This window comes from Luteimonas sp. GW821-FHT14E02 (assembly GCF_058803905.1).
Genome location: NZ_JBXAPK010000001.1, coordinates 111,614 through 128,704, shown reverse-complemented (window position 1 = coordinate 128,704; position 17,091 = coordinate 111,614). Strand labels below are relative to the sequence as shown.

General features: G+C 65.4%; 18 protein-coding genes. 14 read left to right on the top strand and 4 right to left on the bottom strand.

The window, feature by feature from the left end; genetic code table 11:
- Window positions 1-19: 19 nt before the first annotated feature.
- The 5 genes from AC1RNP_RS00540 to AC1RNP_RS00520 all read left to right on the top strand — a co-directional run bounded on the left by AC1RNP_RS00540 (window position 20) and on the right by AC1RNP_RS00520 (window position 3,304).
- Window positions 20-853 carry a response regulator gene (locus AC1RNP_RS00540; RefSeq protein ID WP_493049262.1) on the top strand — a complete coding sequence of 278 codons (834 nt, stop codon included), beginning with the start codon at window positions 20-22 and terminating at the stop codon, window positions 851-853.
- A gap of 5 nt (window positions 854-858) precedes the next feature.
- Entirely contained in the window at window positions 859-1,305 is a 447-nt protein-coding gene (locus AC1RNP_RS00535; RefSeq protein ID WP_493049261.1) for a DpnI domain-containing protein, read from the top strand.
- Between the two features lie 110 nt (window positions 1,306-1,415).
- On the top strand, window positions 1,416-2,138 hold the full coding sequence (ung, locus tag AC1RNP_RS00530; protein ID WP_493049260.1) for a uracil-DNA glycosylase: 723 nt from the start codon (window positions 1,416-1,418) through the stop codon (window positions 2,136-2,138).
- A gap of 10 nt (window positions 2,139-2,148) precedes the next feature.
- A complete protein-coding gene (locus AC1RNP_RS00525) occupies window positions 2,149-2,940 on the top strand; it encodes a HipA family kinase (protein ID WP_493049259.1) in 792 nt (263 codons plus the stop codon).
- Window positions 2,918-3,304: a DUF3037 domain-containing protein gene (locus AC1RNP_RS00520; RefSeq protein WP_493049258.1), complete on the top strand. Its 387-nt coding sequence runs from the start codon at window positions 2,918-2,920 to the stop codon at window positions 3,302-3,304. The genes AC1RNP_RS00525 and AC1RNP_RS00520 overlap by 23 nt, the downstream gene beginning before the upstream one ends.
- A gap of 40 nt (window positions 3,305-3,344) precedes the next feature.
- Here AC1RNP_RS00520 and AC1RNP_RS00515 read toward each other — a convergent pair whose 3' ends face one another.
- Together AC1RNP_RS00515 and AC1RNP_RS00510 are read right to left on the bottom strand one after the other, a co-directional pair.
- Window positions 3,345-3,791: a hypothetical protein gene (locus AC1RNP_RS00515; RefSeq protein WP_493049257.1), complete on the bottom strand. Its 447-nt coding sequence runs from the start codon at window positions 3,789-3,791 to the stop codon at window positions 3,345-3,347.
- Between the two features lie 108 nt (window positions 3,792-3,899).
- Entirely contained in the window at window positions 3,900-4,949 is a 1,050-nt protein-coding gene (locus AC1RNP_RS00510; protein WP_493049256.1) for a C2 family cysteine protease, read from the bottom strand.
- Between the two features lie 544 nt (window positions 4,950-5,493).
- Between AC1RNP_RS00510 and AC1RNP_RS00505 the strand changes: the two genes are divergently transcribed.
- Window positions 5,494-6,132: a hypothetical protein gene (locus AC1RNP_RS00505; RefSeq protein WP_493049255.1), complete on the top strand. Its 639-nt coding sequence runs from the start codon at window positions 5,494-5,496 to the stop codon at window positions 6,130-6,132.
- A gap of 63 nt (window positions 6,133-6,195) precedes the next feature.
- Here the strand turns inward: AC1RNP_RS00505 and putA are convergent, their stop codons facing one another.
- On the bottom strand, window positions 6,196-9,399 hold the full coding sequence (putA, locus tag AC1RNP_RS00500; RefSeq protein ID WP_493049778.1) for a bifunctional proline dehydrogenase/L-glutamate gamma-semialdehyde dehydrogenase PutA: 3,204 nt from the start codon (window positions 9,397-9,399) through the stop codon (window positions 6,196-6,198).
- 463 nt (window positions 9,400-9,862) lie between these two features.
- On the opposite strand from putA, the gene coxB reads away from it, so the two are divergent.
- Genes coxB through AC1RNP_RS00475 form a run of 5 tightly spaced genes read left to right on the top strand, consistent with a single transcriptional unit; the run spans window position 9,863 to window position 14,177 of the window.
- Window positions 9,863-10,855: a cytochrome c oxidase subunit II gene (coxB, locus tag AC1RNP_RS00495; protein ID WP_493049254.1), complete on the top strand. Its 993-nt coding sequence runs from the start codon at window positions 9,863-9,865 to the stop codon at window positions 10,853-10,855.
- Window positions 10,856-10,883: 28 nt separating this feature from the next.
- Window positions 10,884-12,530 carry a cytochrome c oxidase subunit I gene (gene ctaD / locus AC1RNP_RS00490; protein WP_493049253.1) on the top strand — a complete coding sequence of 549 codons (1,647 nt, stop codon included), beginning with the start codon at window positions 10,884-10,886 and terminating at the stop codon, window positions 12,528-12,530.
- 10 nt (window positions 12,531-12,540) lie between these two features.
- The gene (locus AC1RNP_RS00485; protein WP_493049252.1) at window positions 12,541-12,672 is read left to right on the top strand and encodes a hypothetical protein; all 132 of its coding nucleotides are present in this window, start codon (window positions 12,541-12,543) and stop codon (window positions 12,670-12,672) included.
- Window positions 12,669-13,259, top strand: a complete 591-nt coding sequence (locus AC1RNP_RS00480; RefSeq protein WP_493049251.1) for a cytochrome c oxidase assembly protein — start codon at window positions 12,669-12,671, stop codon at window positions 13,257-13,259. Before AC1RNP_RS00485 ends, AC1RNP_RS00480 begins: the two co-directional genes overlap by 4 nt.
- A 36-nt stretch (window positions 13,260-13,295) precedes the next feature.
- The gene (locus AC1RNP_RS00475; protein WP_493049250.1) at window positions 13,296-14,177 is read left to right on the top strand and encodes a cytochrome c oxidase subunit 3; all 882 of its coding nucleotides are present in this window, start codon (window positions 13,296-13,298) and stop codon (window positions 14,175-14,177) included.
- A gap of 103 nt (window positions 14,178-14,280) precedes the next feature.
- On the opposite strand, the gene AC1RNP_RS00470 is transcribed toward AC1RNP_RS00475, so the two are convergent.
- The gene (locus tag AC1RNP_RS00470; protein WP_226467639.1) at window positions 14,281-14,499 is read right to left on the bottom strand and encodes a twin transmembrane helix small protein; all 219 of its coding nucleotides are present in this window, start codon (window positions 14,497-14,499) and stop codon (window positions 14,281-14,283) included.
- Between the two features lie 56 nt (window positions 14,500-14,555).
- On the opposite strand from AC1RNP_RS00470, the gene AC1RNP_RS00465 reads away from it, so the two are divergent.
- Genes AC1RNP_RS00465 through AC1RNP_RS00455 form a run of 3 tightly spaced genes read left to right on the top strand, consistent with a single transcriptional unit; the run spans window position 14,556 to window position 17,090 of the window.
- Window positions 14,556-15,287, top strand: coding sequence for an SURF1 family protein (locus AC1RNP_RS00465; RefSeq protein ID WP_493049249.1), 732 nt, complete (start codon window positions 14,556-14,558; stop codon window positions 15,285-15,287).
- A complete protein-coding gene (locus tag AC1RNP_RS00460) occupies window positions 15,284-15,889 on the top strand; it encodes a redox-active disulfide-containing membrane protein (RefSeq protein ID WP_493049248.1) in 606 nt (201 codons plus the stop codon). Before AC1RNP_RS00465 ends, AC1RNP_RS00460 begins: the two co-directional genes overlap by 4 nt.
- Window positions 15,890-15,935: 46 nt before the next feature.
- Window positions 15,936-17,090 carry a COX15/CtaA family protein gene (locus AC1RNP_RS00455; protein WP_493049247.1) on the top strand — a complete coding sequence of 385 codons (1,155 nt, stop codon included), beginning with the start codon at window positions 15,936-15,938 and terminating at the stop codon, window positions 17,088-17,090.
- The last annotated feature ends 1 nt before the right edge of the window (window position 17,091 follow it).

The following is a 17,091-nucleotide window of genomic DNA, read 5'->3' as shown; positions in this document are numbered from 1 at the left end:
CGCGCGCACCTCCGACCCGATGGCCGCAGCCCAGGACCTCCGCCACGTTGCCAGCGATGCGCCGCGGGTGATGGTGGTCGACGGCTCGCGGATGATGCGCAAATTGATCGGCGACGTGCTGCTGCGCGAATTGCCCAATGTCGAGGTGATCGGTTGCAACGGCCTGGCGGAGGCCGCCGCGGCGCTGGCTTCCACGCCCGTCGATCTCGTCACCACCGCGCTGGTGCTGCCCGACGGCGACGGCCTGCGGCTCGCGCAGGCGGTGCGCACCGCGGCGGGCCAGCGCTACATGCCGGTGATCGTGATTTCCGGCGATGCGCAGTCGCATCTGGAAAACCGGCGCTTCACCGAGGATGTCACCGACTATTTCGACAAGTCGCTCGGCCATCATGCGCTGGCGGCGTTCATCCGCGGCTACGTGCAGCCCGAACCGATTCCGGGCGCACACGTGCTCTACATCGAAGACAGCCGCACCGTCGCGTTGGCGACGATGCGCATGCTGCAGGCGCGGGAGATGCGCGTCACCCACGTCGTCAGCGCCGAGGCGGCGCTGGACTTCCTGCGCGAACGGCGCGAGGCCGGCGATGCGCCCGGTGCGGATCTCGTGCTGACCGACGTCTACCTGAAAGGCGCGCTCGACGGACGTGACGTGCTCGCCGCCGTGCGCAACGAATTCGGTTATGGCAAGCGCCGCCTGCCGGTGCTGGTGATGACCGGCGATGCCAATCGCGACAACCAGTCGACACTGCTGCGCGAAGGCGCGAACGATCTGGTGATCAAGCCGATCGAGGAGCGGTTGCTGGTGACCAAGGCGTTGTTTCAGTTGCGGTTGGCACGGATCTCGGAGCGTTAGCTTCTATGGCAACAGCAAAGCAACAGTTGGGCACATGGGGCGAGAAGTTGGTTGCGGCAAAGTGCACTTGCCCAAAGTGCAAGCGGCCAAAGACGCTGAAGCTTCTACCGCCAAATTTCAAATGTGCCGACCTCATTTGTGACTTCTGCGGGTTCTTGGCGCAAGTTAAGGCCATGACAGTTCCCACCGTTTCACCTCTGCCCAAGCAGGTTCTCGGCGCCGCCTGGGGGCCACAAAAGGAACGGATGGATTCTGGCATCTACTTCCCGCTCTTCTTGGTTCTAAAGGCGCCGGCTGCTCAGGCTGTCTACTACCTGCCAGTGGACTTCCAGAGTCCTGCGCTGTTCTCTGCTCGCAAGCCACTCTCCGCTTCGGCCAGACGTGCCGGCTGGCAAGGCTTCATGTATGTTCTTGGAGCAGTGCCGGAAGGGGCATTCGTTCGTCTGCTTTAACTGCCGAATAAGCGGACGCCATTTCGCGGCACCGCTTAATTCAAGCCTAGACCGCCTTTTGAGGCAAAAGCGGGTACGCTTCAACGTCTTCCGTCCCACGATTTCGCTCCATGTCCGACGACGATCGCATCAAGCTCGAACCCTCCTGGAAAGCGCACGTCGGTGATTACCTGCAGCGCGACGAGATGCGCGCGCTCTCGCAGTTCCTGCGCGAACGCAAGGCGGCCGGCGCGCGCATCTATCCGCCGGGGCCTCGCATCTTCGCCGCTTTCGACGCCACGCCGTTCGATGCGGTGAAGGTGGTGATCCTCGGACAGGATCCGTATCACGGACCAGGCCAGGCGCACGGCCTGTGCTTCTCGGTACTGCCGGGCGTGCCGGTGCCGCCGTCGCTGGACAACATGTACAAGGAGCTTCAGCGCGATCCCGGTGTCACGCCATCGTTTCAGCGTCCCGATCACGGCTATCTGATGCCATGGGCCGAGCGCGGCGTGCTGCTGCTCAACGCGGTGCTGACGGTGGAGGAAGGTCGCGCGGGGGCGCATCAGGGCAAGGGCTGGGAAGGCTTCACCGATCACGTCGTCGATACGCTCAATCGCGAGCGTGAGGGTTTGGTGTTCCTGCTCTGGGGCAGCTACGCGCAGGCCAAGGGTCGGGTGATCGACGTGCGCAAGCATCGTGTGCTGAAGACCACGCATCCCTCGCCGTTGTCGGCACATCGCGGCTTTCTCGGCAGCGGGCATTTTTCCGCGACCAACGATTACCTCACGCGCCGCGGCGCAACGCCGATCGACTGGTCGCTGCCGCCGCGCGCCGAACTGGTCGTGAAGTGAGCATGCATTCGTGAGCACGCCTTCGATACGATCGGTCGTCGCCACCCGCTACGTCACGCCGCTGCGCGAGGGTGGTTCGTTGCCGGCGGTGATCGAGGCCGACGACGACGGCATGTACGTGATGAAGTTTCGCGGCGCCGGGCAAGGCGCGAAGGCGCTGATCGCGGAGCTGATCGCGGGTGAATTCGCGCGCGCGCTCGGCCTGCCGGTGCCCGAGATCGTGCTGGTCGAACTCGATCCGGACATGGCGCGCACCGAGCCCGACCCTGAAATCCAGCATCTGATCCGCGCCAGCGGCGGGCTCAATCTCGCGCTGGATTATCTGCCGGGCTCGCTCAACTACGATCCTCTGGTCGATCGTCCGGAGGCGGATCTGGCGTCGCGCATCGTCTGGTTCGATGCCTTCGTCAGCAACGTCGACCGCACCGCGCGCAACACCAATTTGTTGATGTGGCATCGCCGGTTGCACCTGATCGATCATGGCGCGGCACTGTATTTCCATCACGACTGGAGCAGTGCGTCGCGCAGCGCGGCCGCGCCGTTCGCGATGATCAAGGATCACGTGCTGCTGCCGTTCGCCACGCGCTTGCGCGAGGCCGATCTCGAACTGGCCGGCCGCGTCGACGAGAGCGCGATCGCGCGCATCGTCTCGCTGGTGCCGGACAGCTGGTTCGAGGGAGAATCGGCGTTCGACGATGTGGCGCATCATCAACTGGCCTACATCGAATATTTCTGCCGGCGCCTGTCTGGCCGCTCGGCGTTCGTGGAGGAGGCGATTCGTGCCCAGTCCATCCACGTATGACTACGCCATCGTGCGCGTGGTGCCGCGCGTGGAGCGCGAGGAGTTCGTCAATGTCGGCGTGATCGTGTCGTGCCCGGACGCGAATCTGCTCACGGCCGCGATCGAGCTCGACGAAACACGCGTGCTCGCGCTCGATCCGCGTGTCGATCTGGAGGCGGTGCGCGCCCATCTCGATGCTGTGGTACGCATCTGCCGCGGTGGTGCGGAGGCCGCGCCGATCGGTCTGTTGCCGCCGCGTGCGCGTTTCCATTGGCTGACCGCGCGACGCAGCGCGATCATCCAGATGTCACCGGTGCATACCGGACGCACGAGCGATCCGGAGGGCGTTCTCGAACACCTGCTGACGCGCATGGTGCGCGTCTGAGAGCCCGGTCCGACACGGCGCGCGTGTCGGACCGCGTCGCTTACTTCTTCGTGAGTTCGAAGTAGCCGATCAGGCGACGGCCGTCGGTCAGCGGTTCCTTGGTCATCGCCACGGCGATGCGGCGCGGATCGTCACCGACCTTCCAGACCGCCACGAGGTCGATGCCGGGATCGTGCCAGCTGTAGCGTTCCTGCGTGCCGCCGAGGTCCTGTTCGACGTAGTTGCCGATCAGTTTCTCGACTGCGTTCCAGGTGGTGAAGTCCTTGCGCGTCAGGAAGTAGCGCTGGGCGGTGATGGTGTATTCGCCCTTCATGTAATCGCTGAGCCAGCCGGACAGGGCCTGTTCGGTCCTGGCCTGTTGCTGCGGTGAAAGCGGCTGACCTTGCGGGTCGCTCCATGCGGGAAGTTGGTCGATCAAGGTGGCATCCTCGGTAGCGGGACAGCCTGCCGTCATGCCCAGCAGGGCTGTCAGAAGAATGGATTTCAACAGGGGGAAGCGTTGTAGGGCCATGCCATCTCCCGGGAACCGGTACGCGCCAGTTGGGGTGAACTGTACAACCTCGGTTCCGGCCCGGGATGAAGGCGGCGGGCGGCGTTACATCCGCCGCGCGGCCTGGGCCTTTTCCGCGACTTCGACGGTATCGGGCTGCGGCTGCGCGGCCTGCTTGGATTGCTGGTCCTGCGCCTGCTGCTTCCCTTCGGCCTGGAAGGCCTGGCCATCCGGCGAGCCGGCGAGGCCTTTCAGCGCTTCCTTGAACGCGCCCGGATCGCCGAGGCTGCCCAGCAGCGCGTCGATCTGCGCGCCGGCCTTTTCGCCGAGCGTCTTCGCGGGCGTCTTCACTTCCGGGCCGATGTTGAAATACTCGAAGCCCTGATCCTTGAGGATGTCGTTGAACTTGACGGTCATGATCGGGCTCGGGTTGTCCTTGCCCTCGCCGACGTTGCTGTTGTTCGTCCACGGATTGCGCAGGTCGACCATCACGTCGCCGGCCTGGTTCTTGTACATGCGCTCGACGGTGTAGACGTGGTTGTCGACCAGTCCGTCCTGGGCCGCGCCGGCCTTCTCGGGATCGGTGGACAGCGTGACCGGACGGCCGTCCATCAGCGCCTTGTCGATGCGTTCGAGCGTCTTGTCGACGCCGATGCTCTGCGCGGTGGCGTTGCTGATGTCCTCGCCCTTGCTGCCGGTGAGGGTGAGCATGGCGTTGCGCGCCTTACCGCCCGCAGCGATGACGTTGTAGCCTTCCTTGAGGCCTTCGACCTTCGGGTCGGAATCGTTCAACTTGGCGAACGCGGTCTCGATCACCGCCGGCCAGATCGGCGAGTCGCCGGCCTTGCGGTTGTCGACCGTGCTGCCGCCCTGGCGCTTGAGGTTGTCCTCGAGCTCGGCCTGGGTGATTTCGAGCTTGACCGGCTTGATCTTGCCGCCTTCGTCCTTGTGCAGGGTGACGCTGAAGGTTTCGGTCTTGGGGTCGTACTGGATCATGTCCTTGATCCGGCTCGGCTGCTGATCGGCGATGGCGCCGAGCGAGGCGACGAAGAAACAGTCGCCCAGCGCATCCTGCTGGATGTCGCGAGCCTGGGGTTGTCCGTGCTTGCGAAAGAGGTCTTCGCTGGTGAAGCGAGGGGTAGGCGTCCCGGCCATAAATGCTCTCCTTGAGCGAGTTTGGGCGGCGGAAAGCTAATACCCCGGTCCGGCCTCCGGTCAAGCAGAAACAGGGGGTTTCGCCGGCTGCCGGGCGTGCGCCGGTCTGGAAATCCAGGGGCGCGGTGATTTGAATCGGTTGAAATCCCTTGAAATCGCGGAAAACCGAAAACCGGGTCATCTCCGACCGTTCGGCCGGAGATAATCAGGATTACATGGAATTCGCTGGAATTTGCTGCGTTTGCACCTGGGCTAGCGCTCAGTTGCAGAGCGGGACAGCGGGCGTCGCCGCCAGCCGGGGGCCGATATCAGCCGGTTCTGGCCACCGGGGGCGGTGGCGCCGAGGCCGCGCTGCCAATCCGCTTGCTCGCCGTCCGTGTTGGCTAGGCGCCAAGGTTCTGTTAGCAAAGGTGTGGTTTTCCCTCTCCGCACCTGCGCCATCCGATACGATGGCGCCGACGCGCCATTGATGGTTTTCCGGGTCGAATGGCGGAAATGCTGGTTCCGGAATTATCGCAATCACGTAGAGCCAAGGAGTGTGGCGATGTCAGTTGCTAAAGCAATCAGCGGTGCCGTGATTTTGTCTGCGTTCTGCATGCCGGCAATGGCCGGCGAGAAAGTGCCCACCATTCCGGAGGCAACGTATGCCGCTGCAGCTTCCATACAGTTGATTCCGCAAGGCGATATCGAATTCGATCACCACCCGCACTTTGTCAGGACCATTGACTTTAATCACGACGATGTATCGGAAATCGTCTACCTGCTGACAGCGATCAACACGGGTTCAACCGTCGATGCCACCAATGACCTGGTGGTGATGAGCAAGCTCAAGAAGGGCGATAAGCGAGGGATCAATCCCTATCCTCGAACACTGGACGATCGCGAATATGCGGAGATTCGCAAGAGCGGTTACGCGAATGACGCATGGGCACATATTCCAGGCAAGGTCGAACGCCTCGATAGCACGAGCGATAACATCCAAGTGATGTTCACTAGCGAGGAAGATTCACCGATCTGCAAGCGCTTCTACGGCGAGGACAGGAAGCCAACCAAGCACTGCCCTCCGCCGGGAACCTATATCTGGACCTATACATGGACGCCGGGCAAGCTGAAGCGGATCCTGTGCCAGAAAGCATCCCAAGAGGAGATGCCGTGCAACCCGGATCATGAGGTCGGCGGCTAGAGAAAGCGTAGGTGTCAGATTGGGCGCTCCCGGCTAGACACGGGAGCGCCCTGCGGCCGCGGCCTACTCGCCCAAAGTCAGCAGCGAGGCGTTGCCACCCGCGGCGGTCGTGTTGACGGTGACGGTCTTCTCGGTGGCGAATCGCGGCAGGTAGTGCGGGCCGCCGGCCTTGGGGCCGGTGCCGGAGAGGTTCTGGCCGCCGAAGGGTTGCACGCCGACCACCGCGCCGATCTGGTTGCGGTTGACGTAGACGTTGCCGACGCGGGCGCGCGCGGCGATGCGCTCGATGGTCTCGTCGATGCGCGAGTGGATGCCGAGGGTGAGGCCGTAGCCGGTGGCGTTGATGGCGTCGATCACGGCGTCGAGCTGGTCGGCCTGCCAGCGGATCACGTGCAGGGCCGGGCCGAAGTTCTCGCGGGTGAGTTGCGAGAGCGATTGCAGTTCCCAGGCGCGCGGGGCGAAGAAGGTGCCGTGGGCGACGCTCTCGTCGGTCTGCGCTTCCGCGATGAGTTTTGCGCTGACGGCCATCTTCGCGGCGTGGTCTTCGAGCAGCTTCAGCGCGTCGGTGTCGATCACCGGGCCGACGTCGGTGGAGAGCAGGCCGGGATCGCCGACACGCAGTTCGGCCATCGCGCCGGCGAGCATGCCGATCACCTTGTCGGCGATGTCGGCTTGCACGAACAGCACGCGCGCGGCCGAGCAGCGCTGGCCGGCGGAGGTGAAGGCGGAAGCGAGCGCGTCCTTCACCAGCTGCTCCGGCAGCGCGGAGGAATCGGCGATCAGCGCGTTCTGGCCGCCGGTCTCGGCGATCAGCACGCCGATCGCGGCATCACGGGCGGCGAGCGCGCGGTTGATGGCGCGGGCGGTGTCAGTGGAGCCGGTGAAGGCGACGCCGGCCACGCGCGGGTCCTTCGTCAGCGCGGCACCGACGGTGGCGCCGTCGCCGGGCAGGAACTGCAGCACGGCCTCGGGAATGCCGGCTTCGTGCAGCAGCTTCACGGCTTCGTAGCCGATGAGGTTGGTCTGCTCGGCGGGCTTGGCGATGACGCTGTTGCCGGCGGCGAGCGCGGCCGCGATCTGGCCGGTGAAGATCGCCAGTGGGAAGTTCCACGGGCTGATGCAGACGAACACGCCGCGGCCGGCCAGTTGCAGGGTATTGGATTCGCCGGTGGGACCGGGCAGGGCCTCGGGTGCGAACAGCTTGCGCGCCTGGGCAGCGTAGTAACGCAGGAAGTCGGCCGCTTCGCGCACTTCGGCGACGCCGTCGGCGAGGGTCTTGCCGGCTTCCTTGGTGCACAGGGCGATGTACTGCGGCAGGCGCTGTTCGAGCAGGGTGGCGGCGTGTTCGAGGATGGCGGCGCGCGAGGCGGCGGGCGTGGCATCCCAGGCGGGCTGCGCCGTCACGGCGTTCTGCAGCGCCAGTTCGACGGTGGCGCTGTCGGCGGCCTGCCATTGGCCGACCTGCTGGCGGCGATCGGCGGGGTTACTGACGGCGATCAGCGGTCCGCCAACCTGCGCGCCCGGCACCAGCGGCGCGGCGCGCCAGGACTGGCCGGCGGCTGCGTTCACTTGTTCGGCCAGCGCGCGCAGCTGATCGTCGTTGGCGAGGTTGACGCCCATGGAATTGCTCCTGTCTGCAAACTCATTAACAGCCGCTTGGCTGCGGTACAGATCGACCGGCAGCGGAATGCGGGGGTGGGGAATCGCTTCGAATGCGCTCACGGTCTCGACCGGGTCGCGGATGAGGTCGTCGATGGCGACGTCCTCGTCGGTGATGCGATTGACGAAGCTGGAATTGGCGCCGTTCTCGAGCAGGCGGCGCACCAGATAAGGCAGCAGGTCCTCGTGCGAGCCGACCGGGGCGTAGACGCGGCAGGGCACGTTGAGGCGATCGGCGGGGATGACTTCCGCGTACAGGTCGTCGCCCATGCCGTGCAGCTTCTGGAATTCGAAGCCGCGATCGCCGCTCTGGCCCGGCGGCAGCAGCTTCGAGGCCATGCGGTGCACGGCGGCGATCGTCTGCGCGTTGTGGGTGGCGAACATCGGATAGATCGCGTCGGTGGCCGACAGCAGGCGCCGCGCGTTGGCGAGGTAGGAAACGTCGGTGTTGGGCTTGCGCGTGAACACGGGGTAGCCGGCCTGGCCTTCCACCTGCGCGCGCTTCACCTCCGAATCCCAGTAGGCGCCCTTCACCAGCCGCACCGGAATGCGGCGTTCGAGGCGGCGTGCCAGGTCGGCGATGAAGTCGATCACGAACGGCGCGCGCTTCTGGTAGGCCTGCACGACGATGCCGAAGCCGTGCCAGCCGCGCAGCGAGGGGTCGGCCAGCACCTGCGCGATCAGGTCGAGCGAGAGTTCGAGGCGGTCGGTTTCCTCCGCGTCGATGGTCAGGCCGATGCCGTATTGCTTGGCCAGCTGCGCCAGTTCCAGCAGATGCGGGCCGAGTTCGGCGAGAACGCGGGCGCGCTGGCCGTGCTCGTAGCGCGGGTGCAGCGCGGAGAGCTTCACCGAGATGCTGGGTGAGGAGAACACATGACTGAAAGGCCCCGTCTTGCCGATCGCATGGATGGCCTTTCGGTAGGCTTCGAGATAACGCTGCGCATCGCGCGCGGTCAGCGCCGCCTCGCCCAGCATGTCGAAGGAATAGCGGTAGGCGGCGTTGTCGCCCTTGCGCGAGCGCGTCAGCGCCTCCTCGATGGTGCGGCCCATGACGAACTGATGGCCCATGATCCGCATCGCCTGGCGCACCGCCAGCCGGATCACCGGCTCGCCGACGCGGCCGATCAGACGCTTGAAGGCGCCATGCACATCGTGCTTGGTGCCGTCGGCGAGGTCGACCAGATGGCCGGTGAGCATCAGGCCCCAGGTGGAGGCGTTCACCAGCACCGAGTCCGATTGGCCCAGATGCCGCTTCCAGTCGGCCTCGCCGAGCTTGTCGCGGATCAGCTTGTCGGCCGTTTCCTGGTCGGGAATGCGCAACAGCGCCTCGGCCACGCACATCAGCAACACGCCTTCCTCGCTGCCGAGGTCGTACTGGCGCATGAAGGCCTCGATCGCGCCCTGGTTCTCGGCATGGGCGCGGACGCGGCGGACCAGATCGGCGGCGGTGGCCTGGATGGACTGCCGGTCGGCATCGCTCCAGTCGGGGTGGGGCTGGCGCGCCTGTTCGAGCAGTTCGCGCACGTGCGCGGCCTCGTCGCGTGCCCAGGCAGCGGTGATCGCCGCGCGCAGCGTGGCCGGCGGGGCGGGGAGTTCGGGGGAAAGAATGCTGGTCACAAAGTGCTTCAGGGCACGAGAGGGGCGTGATTTTAGGGGCGAAGGCGTTCTTGACGCGACCTTCATCGGTTTCGGCCCGTGCGGGAGGCGGTTTTCGGCATTGCCGGCTGTCTTGGGGTGGGATGGTGTGTTCGCCCAGGCTGTGAAGTGCGCATTTTCTGCACTTGTCGTGCTTCCCCCGGCTGTCCGTGGCGGCACGAATTTGGCTTCGGATCGCCCGGCCCGGCCCTCCGTGGCCGGGCACTTCCCGGGCCTGCGCGGCAGTGCCGCGCAAAGCGCGGCCTGGTTCGTCCTTGCCCGCAAATGCCCGTCACCGCTACCATTTGCAGGTTATCCGCAGACCGCCGCCGCTTCCTGCGTGCTTTCCGGCCCCCGGCCGTGTAGGCCGGACGTGGTCGACGTCTCAGCCATTTCGCCTAGCCAGACGCCAACGAGGCACTCGGGGTTCGATGTGATGCAATTCGGTCAGCTCAAACAAGCGCTGCTTTCACCGTTCCGCTCAGGACCGGCAAGTCTCAAGCAGTGGGCCGCGGGCCTTGCCCTGTCGGCGGCCTCCGCCAGCGCCTTCGCACAGTCGGCCGATCCGGTGGAATGGCAGCTCAACATGGGGCGCGGTGTAACCCCATTGTCCGAGCACGCCTACGACGCGCACATGTTCGTGCTGTGGGTCTGCGTGGTGATCGGCATCGTGGTGTTCGGCGCGATGGCCTATGCGATGTTCAAGTTCCGCAAGTCCAAGGGCGCGGTCGCCGCGCAGTTCAGCCATAACACCAAGGCCGAGATCATCTGGACGATCGTGCCGGTGATCCTGCTGATCATCATGGCCTACCCGGCCACCAAGAAGCTGATCGCCATGTACGACACCCGCGAGAGCGAGATGTCGGTGAAGATCACCGGCTTCCAGTGGATGTGGAAGTACGAGTACCTGGGCGAGAACGTGTCCTTCACCAGCCGCCTGGATCGCGAGAGCGACCGCGTCCGCCAGAGCGGCGAGCGGCCGACGACCGAGTCCAATCCACACTACCTGCTCGATGTCGACCACCAGCTGGTGCTGCCCACCGACACCAAGATCCGCTTCCTGATCACCGGCGACGACGTCATCCACGCTTGGTGGGTGCCGGCGCTGGGCTGGAAGCAGGACGCCATCCCGGGCATCGTCAACGAAGGCTGGGCGGTGATCCAGAAGCCGGGCATCTACCGCGGCCAGTGCGCGGAACTGTGCGGCAAGGACCACGGCTTCATGCCGATCGTGGTCAAGGCCGTGCCCAAGGAAGAATTCAAGCAGTGGCTGGCGGCCGAGAAGGCCAAGAACGCGCCGGCGCAGCCCGCCGCGCCCGCGACTCCGGCACCCGCCGAAGCGCCGGCCGCTCCGCCGGCTGAAGCCGCTCCCGCGCCCGCCGCGACGGCGCAACAGCATTCCGACGCCTCCGCGCCCGCGGCCGGCTGATCGCACGCATTTCCTGAGGTTCTAGCTCATGTCCGCCACTCATCCCGAAGCCGTCGATCACGCTGTCGACAAGCATGGCCACGACGATCACGCCCACGAGCACAAGCAGAGCTTCGTCGAGCGTTGGTTCTTCTCGACCAACCACAAGGACATCGGCACGCTGTATCTGCTCTTCAGCTTCGTCATGTTCATCATCGGCGCGGGCTTCTCGGTGTACATCCGCGCCGAACTGGCCGAGCCGGGCCTGCAATTGCCGGGCGGGCCTGAATTCTTCAACCAGATGACCACGATCCACGCGCTGGTCATGATCTTCGGCGGCGTGATGCCGGCCTTCGTCGGCCTGGCCAACTGGATGGTGCCGCTGCAGATCGGCGCGCCGGACATGGCGCTGCCGCGCATGAACAACTGGTCGTTCTGGATCCTGCCGTTCGCCTTCACCATGCTGCTGATGACGCTGTTCCTGCCGGGCGGCGCGCCCGCCGGCGGCTGGACGCTGTATCCGCCGCTGAGCCTGCAGGGCGGCAGCAACGTGGCCTTCGCCATCTTCGCCATCCACATGATGGGCATCAGCTCGATCATGGGCGCGATCAACGTCATCGCCACCATCCTCAACATGCGCGCCCCGGGCGTGGACCTGCTGAAGATGCCGGTGTTCTGCTGGTCATGGCTGATCACCGCCTTCCTGCTGATCGCGGTGATGCCGGTGCTGGCCGGCGCGGTGACGATGCTGCTCACCGACAAGTTCTTCGGCACCAGCTTCTTCAATGCGGCCGGCGGCGGCGACCCGGTGATGTTCCAGCACATCTTCTGGTTCTTCGGCCATCCCGAGGTCTACATCATGATCCTGCCGGCTTTCGGCGTGGTCTCGGAGATCCTGCCGACGTTCTCGCGCAAGCCGCTGTTCGGCTACCAGGCGATGGTGTACGCGATCGCGTCGATCGCGTTCCTGAGCTTCATCGTGTGGGCGCACCACATGTTCGCCGTGGGCATGCCGCTGGGCGGCGAGATCTACTTCATGTACGCGACGATGCTGATCGCGGTGCCGACCGGCGTGAAGGTGTTCAACTGGGTCAGCACGATGTGGCAGGGCTCGCTGAGCTTCGAGACACCGATGCTGTGGGCGATCGCCTTCGTCGTGCTGTTCACCATTGGCGGCTTCTCCGGCCTGATGCTCGCCATCGTGCCGGCGGACTTCCAGTATCACGACACCTATTTCGTGGTGGCACACTTCCATTACGTGCTGGTCACCGGCGCCCTGTTCGGCATCATCGCCGCGGTCTACTACTGGTGGCCGAAGTGGTCCGGGCGGATGTACAGCGAGAGGTGGGCCAAGTTCCACTTCTGGTGGACGGTGGTCTTCGTCAACCTGCTGTTCTTCCCGCAGCACTTCCTCGGATTGGCCGGCATGCCGCGCCGCATCCCGGACTACAACGTCGTCTTCGCCGACTGGAACCTGGTCAGCTCGATCGGTGCCTTCGGCATGTTCCTCACGCCGTTCATGATGCTCGCGATCCTCGGCTACTCGCTGAAGAAGGGCGCCCACGCCCCGGCGCGTCCGTGGGAAGCGGCGAAGGGCCTGGAATGGACGGTGCCGTCGCCGGCGCCGCACCACACCTTCACCACGCCGCCGGTGATCAAGGACGGCGATCTGGCGCACGGCGACGTGACGCACTGAGCGATCCGCGATGAGCCCCGCACAACTCTCCAGCGATGACGTCCAGGCACGCCGCAAGTCGGCGCGCCGGACCGCGCTGTGGGTGGCGGGGATCGCGGTGCTGATCTACGTCGGCTTCATCGTCGCGGGAGTGCTGCGATGAGCGTGCGGCGTCTCGGCGTGCTGAAGATGGTGGCCGTCGCGCTCGGCGCGTTCGCCTTCACCTTCGCGCTGGTGCCGCTGTATCGCATCGCTTGCGAGAAAGTGTTCGGCGTGCGTCTGGAGAAGACCGCGCTGGCCGACGAGCGCGCCGCCGCGATGGAAAAGTCTGCCGGCCAAAGCGAGGAACGCTGGATCACGATCGAGTTCGACGGCGGCGTCAATTCCAAGCTGCCGTGGGCGTTCCATCCGGAGCAGACGCGCATGCGCGTGCGCCCCGGCCAGCAGTACGAGACCCTGTTTTACGCCCGCAACAACGGCCAGCGCGCCATCGTCGGCAACGCCGTGCCGTCGATCGCGCCGGCGCGTGCCTCGGGTTATTTCAGCAAGACCGAATGCTTCTGCTTCACCGCGCAGACACTGGCGGCGGGCGAGTCGCGCGACATGCCGGTGCGCTTCATCGTCGCCCCCGACCTGCCGCCTGAAGTGAAGACGATCACGCTGTCCTACACGTTCTACAAAAACGACGCGCTCACGTCGCAATTGGCATCGCCGGTTTCGGGTGCCGTTGCCTCACGCGCCAAGCAGTAACCACCGCAAGCCCCGTTTCGTTCCCGGACATCCGCCATGGCCCAAGCTCACGCCCACCACGACGCCAACATCTACTACGTGCCGCACGGCAGCCGTTGGCCGGTGTTCGCCTCCGTCGCCCTGTTCATCACCATGTTCGGGCTGGCGAGTTGGATGAACGACGAAAGCTATGGCAAGCCCACGTTCTTCGTCGGCGCGGTAATCCTGCTCGCCATCCTGTTCAAGTGGTTCGCCGACGTGATCCTCGAGTCGATCTCCGGCTACTACAACAAGCAGGTCGACACCTCGTTCCGCATGGGCATGGTGTGGTTCATCTTCTCCGAGGTGATGTTCTTCGCCGCGTTCTTCGGTGCGCTGTTCTACGCGCGCCAGTTCGCGCTGCCGCACCTGGGCGGCGACGCCAGCCGCATCATGACCAACGAGCTGCTGTGGCAGGGCTTCAGCGCGGCGTGGCCGAGCAACGGTCCGGGCGCGATCGGCGGCCAGTACCAGATCATCCCGCCGTGGGGTCTGCCGTTGCTCAACACGCTGATCCTGCTGACCTCGGGCGTGACGATCACGATCGCGCACCACGCGCTCAAGGCCGGACACCGCAAGCAGCTGCTGCTGTTCCTCGGATTGACCGTCCTGCTCGGCGCGACGTTCCTGTACTTCCAGGCCGAGGAATACATCCACGCCTACAAGGAACTGAACCTCACCCTAGGTTCGGGCATCTACGGCTCCACCTTCTTCATGCTCACCGGCTTCCACGGCGCGCACGTGACGCTCGGCACGATCATGCTGATCATCATCTGGCTGCGCTGCGCGCGCGGGCACTTCAAGAAGGACGACCACTTCGCCTTCGAAGCGGTGGCCTGGTACTGGCACTTCGTCGACGTGGTGTGGCTGGGCCTGTTCCTGTTCGTGTACGTGCTGTAAGAGGTTGGAGCGGAGGGCGCGTAGCCGTTCCGCTCGTCTCCAAATAAGCGCGACACTTGCCCGTCATTCCCGCTTACGGGAATGACGGCTCAGAACGACAACGCTATCGTCCGATCCCGTGGGGCGTAATCCACCCCATGTAGATGCTGAGGATCACCAGCAGGATCAGCAGCACCGACAGCGCGATGCGGCGGGTGAGCGCGTTCACCGTGCGCTTGGTCTTGCCCTTGTCGACCAGCATGTAATACAGACCCGCGCCGAGGTTCCAGAGGATGAGTATCAGGAAGGCGACGATCACCAGGGTTTTCAGCGAATCGTTCATCACGGGCTCCAGCGCGGGCGCATGAGCGATTATCGCAGGCCTGGAACGAAGCGCGCATGAGCCGCTCTCGTCATCTTCCGCTTCTGTGGACGCTGGCGTTGCTCGCGGCAGCGGGTTTCTGCGCGCTCGGCACCTGGCAATACGGCCGCATGCATCAGAAACAGGCGATGCTGGATGCGGTGCAGACGGTGCTGCAGCGACGCGAAGCGCAATCAATGGCGCTGGCCGCCGATCCCGCGCGCAAGGCCGACTACGACTGGACGGCGGGCGAGGGCGAATTCGTACCGGGTCCCGCGCTGTTGCTCGACAACCAGCAGCGCGAGGATCGTGCCGGCGTGCGCGCGTATCGGCTGTTCCGGCCGGCTGCGGGCGCGCAGCCGCTATTGGTTGAGCTGGGCTGGCTACCGCTGCCCGGCGATCGCCGCCTGCCCGTGATCGCATTGCCGGCCGGCCGCCAGCGTATCCAGGGACTGCTGTCGCCGCCGCCCTCGCACGGCCTGCTGGCGGCCGTGGTCGCCAGGCAGCCGGACGGCACGCTGCTGACCACTGGCCTGGATGCCGCGGATCTGCCGCGCGAATTGCAGCTGGAGCGGTTGCCCCCGCGCGTGCTCAAGCTCGATCCCGCGCTCCCGCTCGGCTATGCGCGCGACCTGGACATTTTGCCCAACACCCTGACGCCGGAACGCCATCTCGGCTACGCCGTGCAGTGGTTCGCGCTGGCAATCGCGGTATTGGTGACGGCGTTGGTGCTGACTTTGCGCGGATCGAAGCCGAAAATAGCCGCATGAGCGAAGTCATCAACCCCCGCCAGCGCAATCGCAACCGGCTTCTGCTGCTGGTGATCTTCGGCGTGTTCTTCGGCGGCGCGATCCTCGCCGGCGCGTTGCGTTTCTCCGGCTGGAAGCCCGAGGGCATGAAGAACCACGGCGAACTGCTGCAGCCGCCCGGCGATCTGCGCAAGGTGGTGCCGCATCTGGCCGATGGCGGCGAATACCGCTGGGAGCCCGCGGCGCGCCGCTGGCGCATCGCGGTCGCGCCGCCGGCAGGTTGCGCTGAGGTATGCGTCGGACTCGCGCACCAGCTCGATGTGGTGTGGCAATTGTTCGGTCGTGACGCGGACCACGTCGACATTCTCTGGATCGGCACCCCGCCGCCGGCCGGCGCCAAGACCAACGCCGCCACGCGCGTATTGCGCGATGATCCGGCGCTGCGTGCGGTATTGCCGCGCCTGGATGCCCCATCCGATGCGGGCGCGAAAGAGAACAAGAATGGCATGAGCCTGCCCGTCTACGTCATCGATCCCAACGGCTTCGTGATCCTGCGCTACGCACCCGGCGCCGATCCCGGCGATTTGCGCGCCGACATGTCCAAGCTGTTGAAACTGATGTGAGGCCGGCGATGAGTCAGACTCGATGAGTGTGCCCACGAAACCGGCGATGTCTCGTCCCGCCGCCTACAAACCGGCTGTTTACAAGCACTTCCACAGGATCGCCTGGCTGGCGGTCGCGCTCGCGCTCACGGTGATCGTGTTCGGCTCGTTCGTGCGCCTGTCCAATGCCGGCCTCAGCTGTCCCGACTGGCCGACCTGCTACGGCCGCGCGGCCTGGCCGACGGCGGTGAATCAGGCGATCGACCATGCCGCGACCGCGATCCGTCCGGTCGAACCGCACAAAGCCTGGCGCGAACAGTTCCATCGCATGATCGCCGGCCTGCTCGGCGTGCTGGTGCTGACGCTGGCCTTGCTGTCCGCGCGCAAGCGCCGTTACGGCGTGCTGCAGATTCTCGCGGCATCGGCGCTGGTGGCGCTGGCGATCCCGCTGTACATGCGCGGGTTGCACGGCGCCGCGTCCGCACTGGCGGTGCTTGGCGAGGCGATCCTGCTGTTCGCCGCATTGCGCTGGTCGAATCTCGATCTCGCGCGGGCTTCGGCACTGACACTGGCCGTCATCATCTTCCAGGCACTGCTCGGGATGTGGACGGTGACCTGGCTGCTCAAACCCATCGTGGTGATGGGGCATCTGCTCGGCGGTCTGCTCACGCTCTCGCTGTTGGTCTGGATCGCCTGGCGCGCGACGCATCTGCCGATCCGTCTCGCCGATGCCGTGCGGCTGCGGCGCTGGCTGATCGTGACGCTGGTCCTGCTCGTGATCCAGATCGCGCTCGGCGGCTGGGTCAGCGCCAACTACGCCGCGCTGGCCTGCGCCAACGATTTCCCCAGATGCGTGGGGCAGTGGTGGCCGCCGCATGATTTTCGCGAAGGCTTCGTGCTCTGGCGCGGCATCGGCGTCGATTACGAAGGTGGCGTGCTTGATGGCGCCTCGCGCATCGCCATCCAGCTCGCGCATCGGATGATGGCGGTGGTCGCGTTCACGGCGCTGATCGCCACGGCGGTGCGGCTGCTGCGCACGCCCGGTTTGCGCGGCTGGGGGACGCTACTGGCATTGCTGGCCTGCACGCAGGTCGCGCTTGGCATCGCCAACGTCGTGCTGTCGCTGCCGTTGCAGGTCGCGGTCGCGCACAACGCCGGTGCCGCGCTGTTACTGTTCGTGCTGATCTCGCTGCTGGCGCGCTTGCGCTCGATCGATCAATGAC

Excerpts from the sequence above, each read along its gene's own strand:
- ctaD (WP_493049253.1), top strand. The coding sequence starts at position 10,884 with ATGTCCGCCACTCATCCCGAAGCCGTCGATCACGCTGTCGACAAGCAT.
- AC1RNP_RS00470 (WP_226467639.1), bottom strand. The coding sequence starts at position 14,499 with ATGAACGATTCGCTGAAAACCCTGGTGATCGTCGCCTTCCTGATACTC.
- AC1RNP_RS00475 (WP_493049250.1), top strand. The coding sequence starts at position 13,296 with ATGGCCCAAGCTCACGCCCACCACGACGCCAACATCTACTACGTGCCG.
- AC1RNP_RS00485 (WP_493049252.1), top strand. The coding sequence starts at position 12,541 with ATGAGCCCCGCACAACTCTCCAGCGATGACGTCCAGGCACGCCGCAAG.
- AC1RNP_RS00455 (WP_493049247.1), top strand. The coding sequence starts at position 15,936 with ATGTCTCGTCCCGCCGCCTACAAACCGGCTGTTTACAAGCACTTCCAC.
- AC1RNP_RS00480 (WP_493049251.1), top strand. The coding sequence starts at position 12,669 with ATGAGCGTGCGGCGTCTCGGCGTGCTGAAGATGGTGGCCGTCGCGCTC.
- AC1RNP_RS00505 (WP_493049255.1), top strand. The coding sequence starts at position 5,494 with ATGTCAGTTGCTAAAGCAATCAGCGGTGCCGTGATTTTGTCTGCGTTC.
- AC1RNP_RS00510 (WP_493049256.1), bottom strand. The coding sequence starts at position 4,949 with ATGGCCGGGACGCCTACCCCTCGCTTCACCAGCGAAGACCTCTTTCGC.
- ung (WP_493049260.1), top strand. The coding sequence starts at position 1,416 with ATGTCCGACGACGATCGCATCAAGCTCGAACCCTCCTGGAAAGCGCAC.
- AC1RNP_RS00465 (WP_493049249.1), top strand. The coding sequence starts at position 14,556 with ATGAGCCGCTCTCGTCATCTTCCGCTTCTGTGGACGCTGGCGTTGCTC.
- coxB (WP_493049254.1), top strand. The coding sequence starts at position 9,863 with ATGCAATTCGGTCAGCTCAAACAAGCGCTGCTTTCACCGTTCCGCTCA.
- AC1RNP_RS00535 (WP_493049261.1), top strand. The coding sequence starts at position 859 with ATGGCAACAGCAAAGCAACAGTTGGGCACATGGGGCGAGAAGTTGGTT.
- AC1RNP_RS00460 (WP_493049248.1), top strand. The coding sequence starts at position 15,284 with ATGAGCGAAGTCATCAACCCCCGCCAGCGCAATCGCAACCGGCTTCTG.
- AC1RNP_RS00540 (WP_493049262.1), top strand. The coding sequence starts at position 20 with ATGGCCGCAGCCCAGGACCTCCGCCACGTTGCCAGCGATGCGCCGCGG.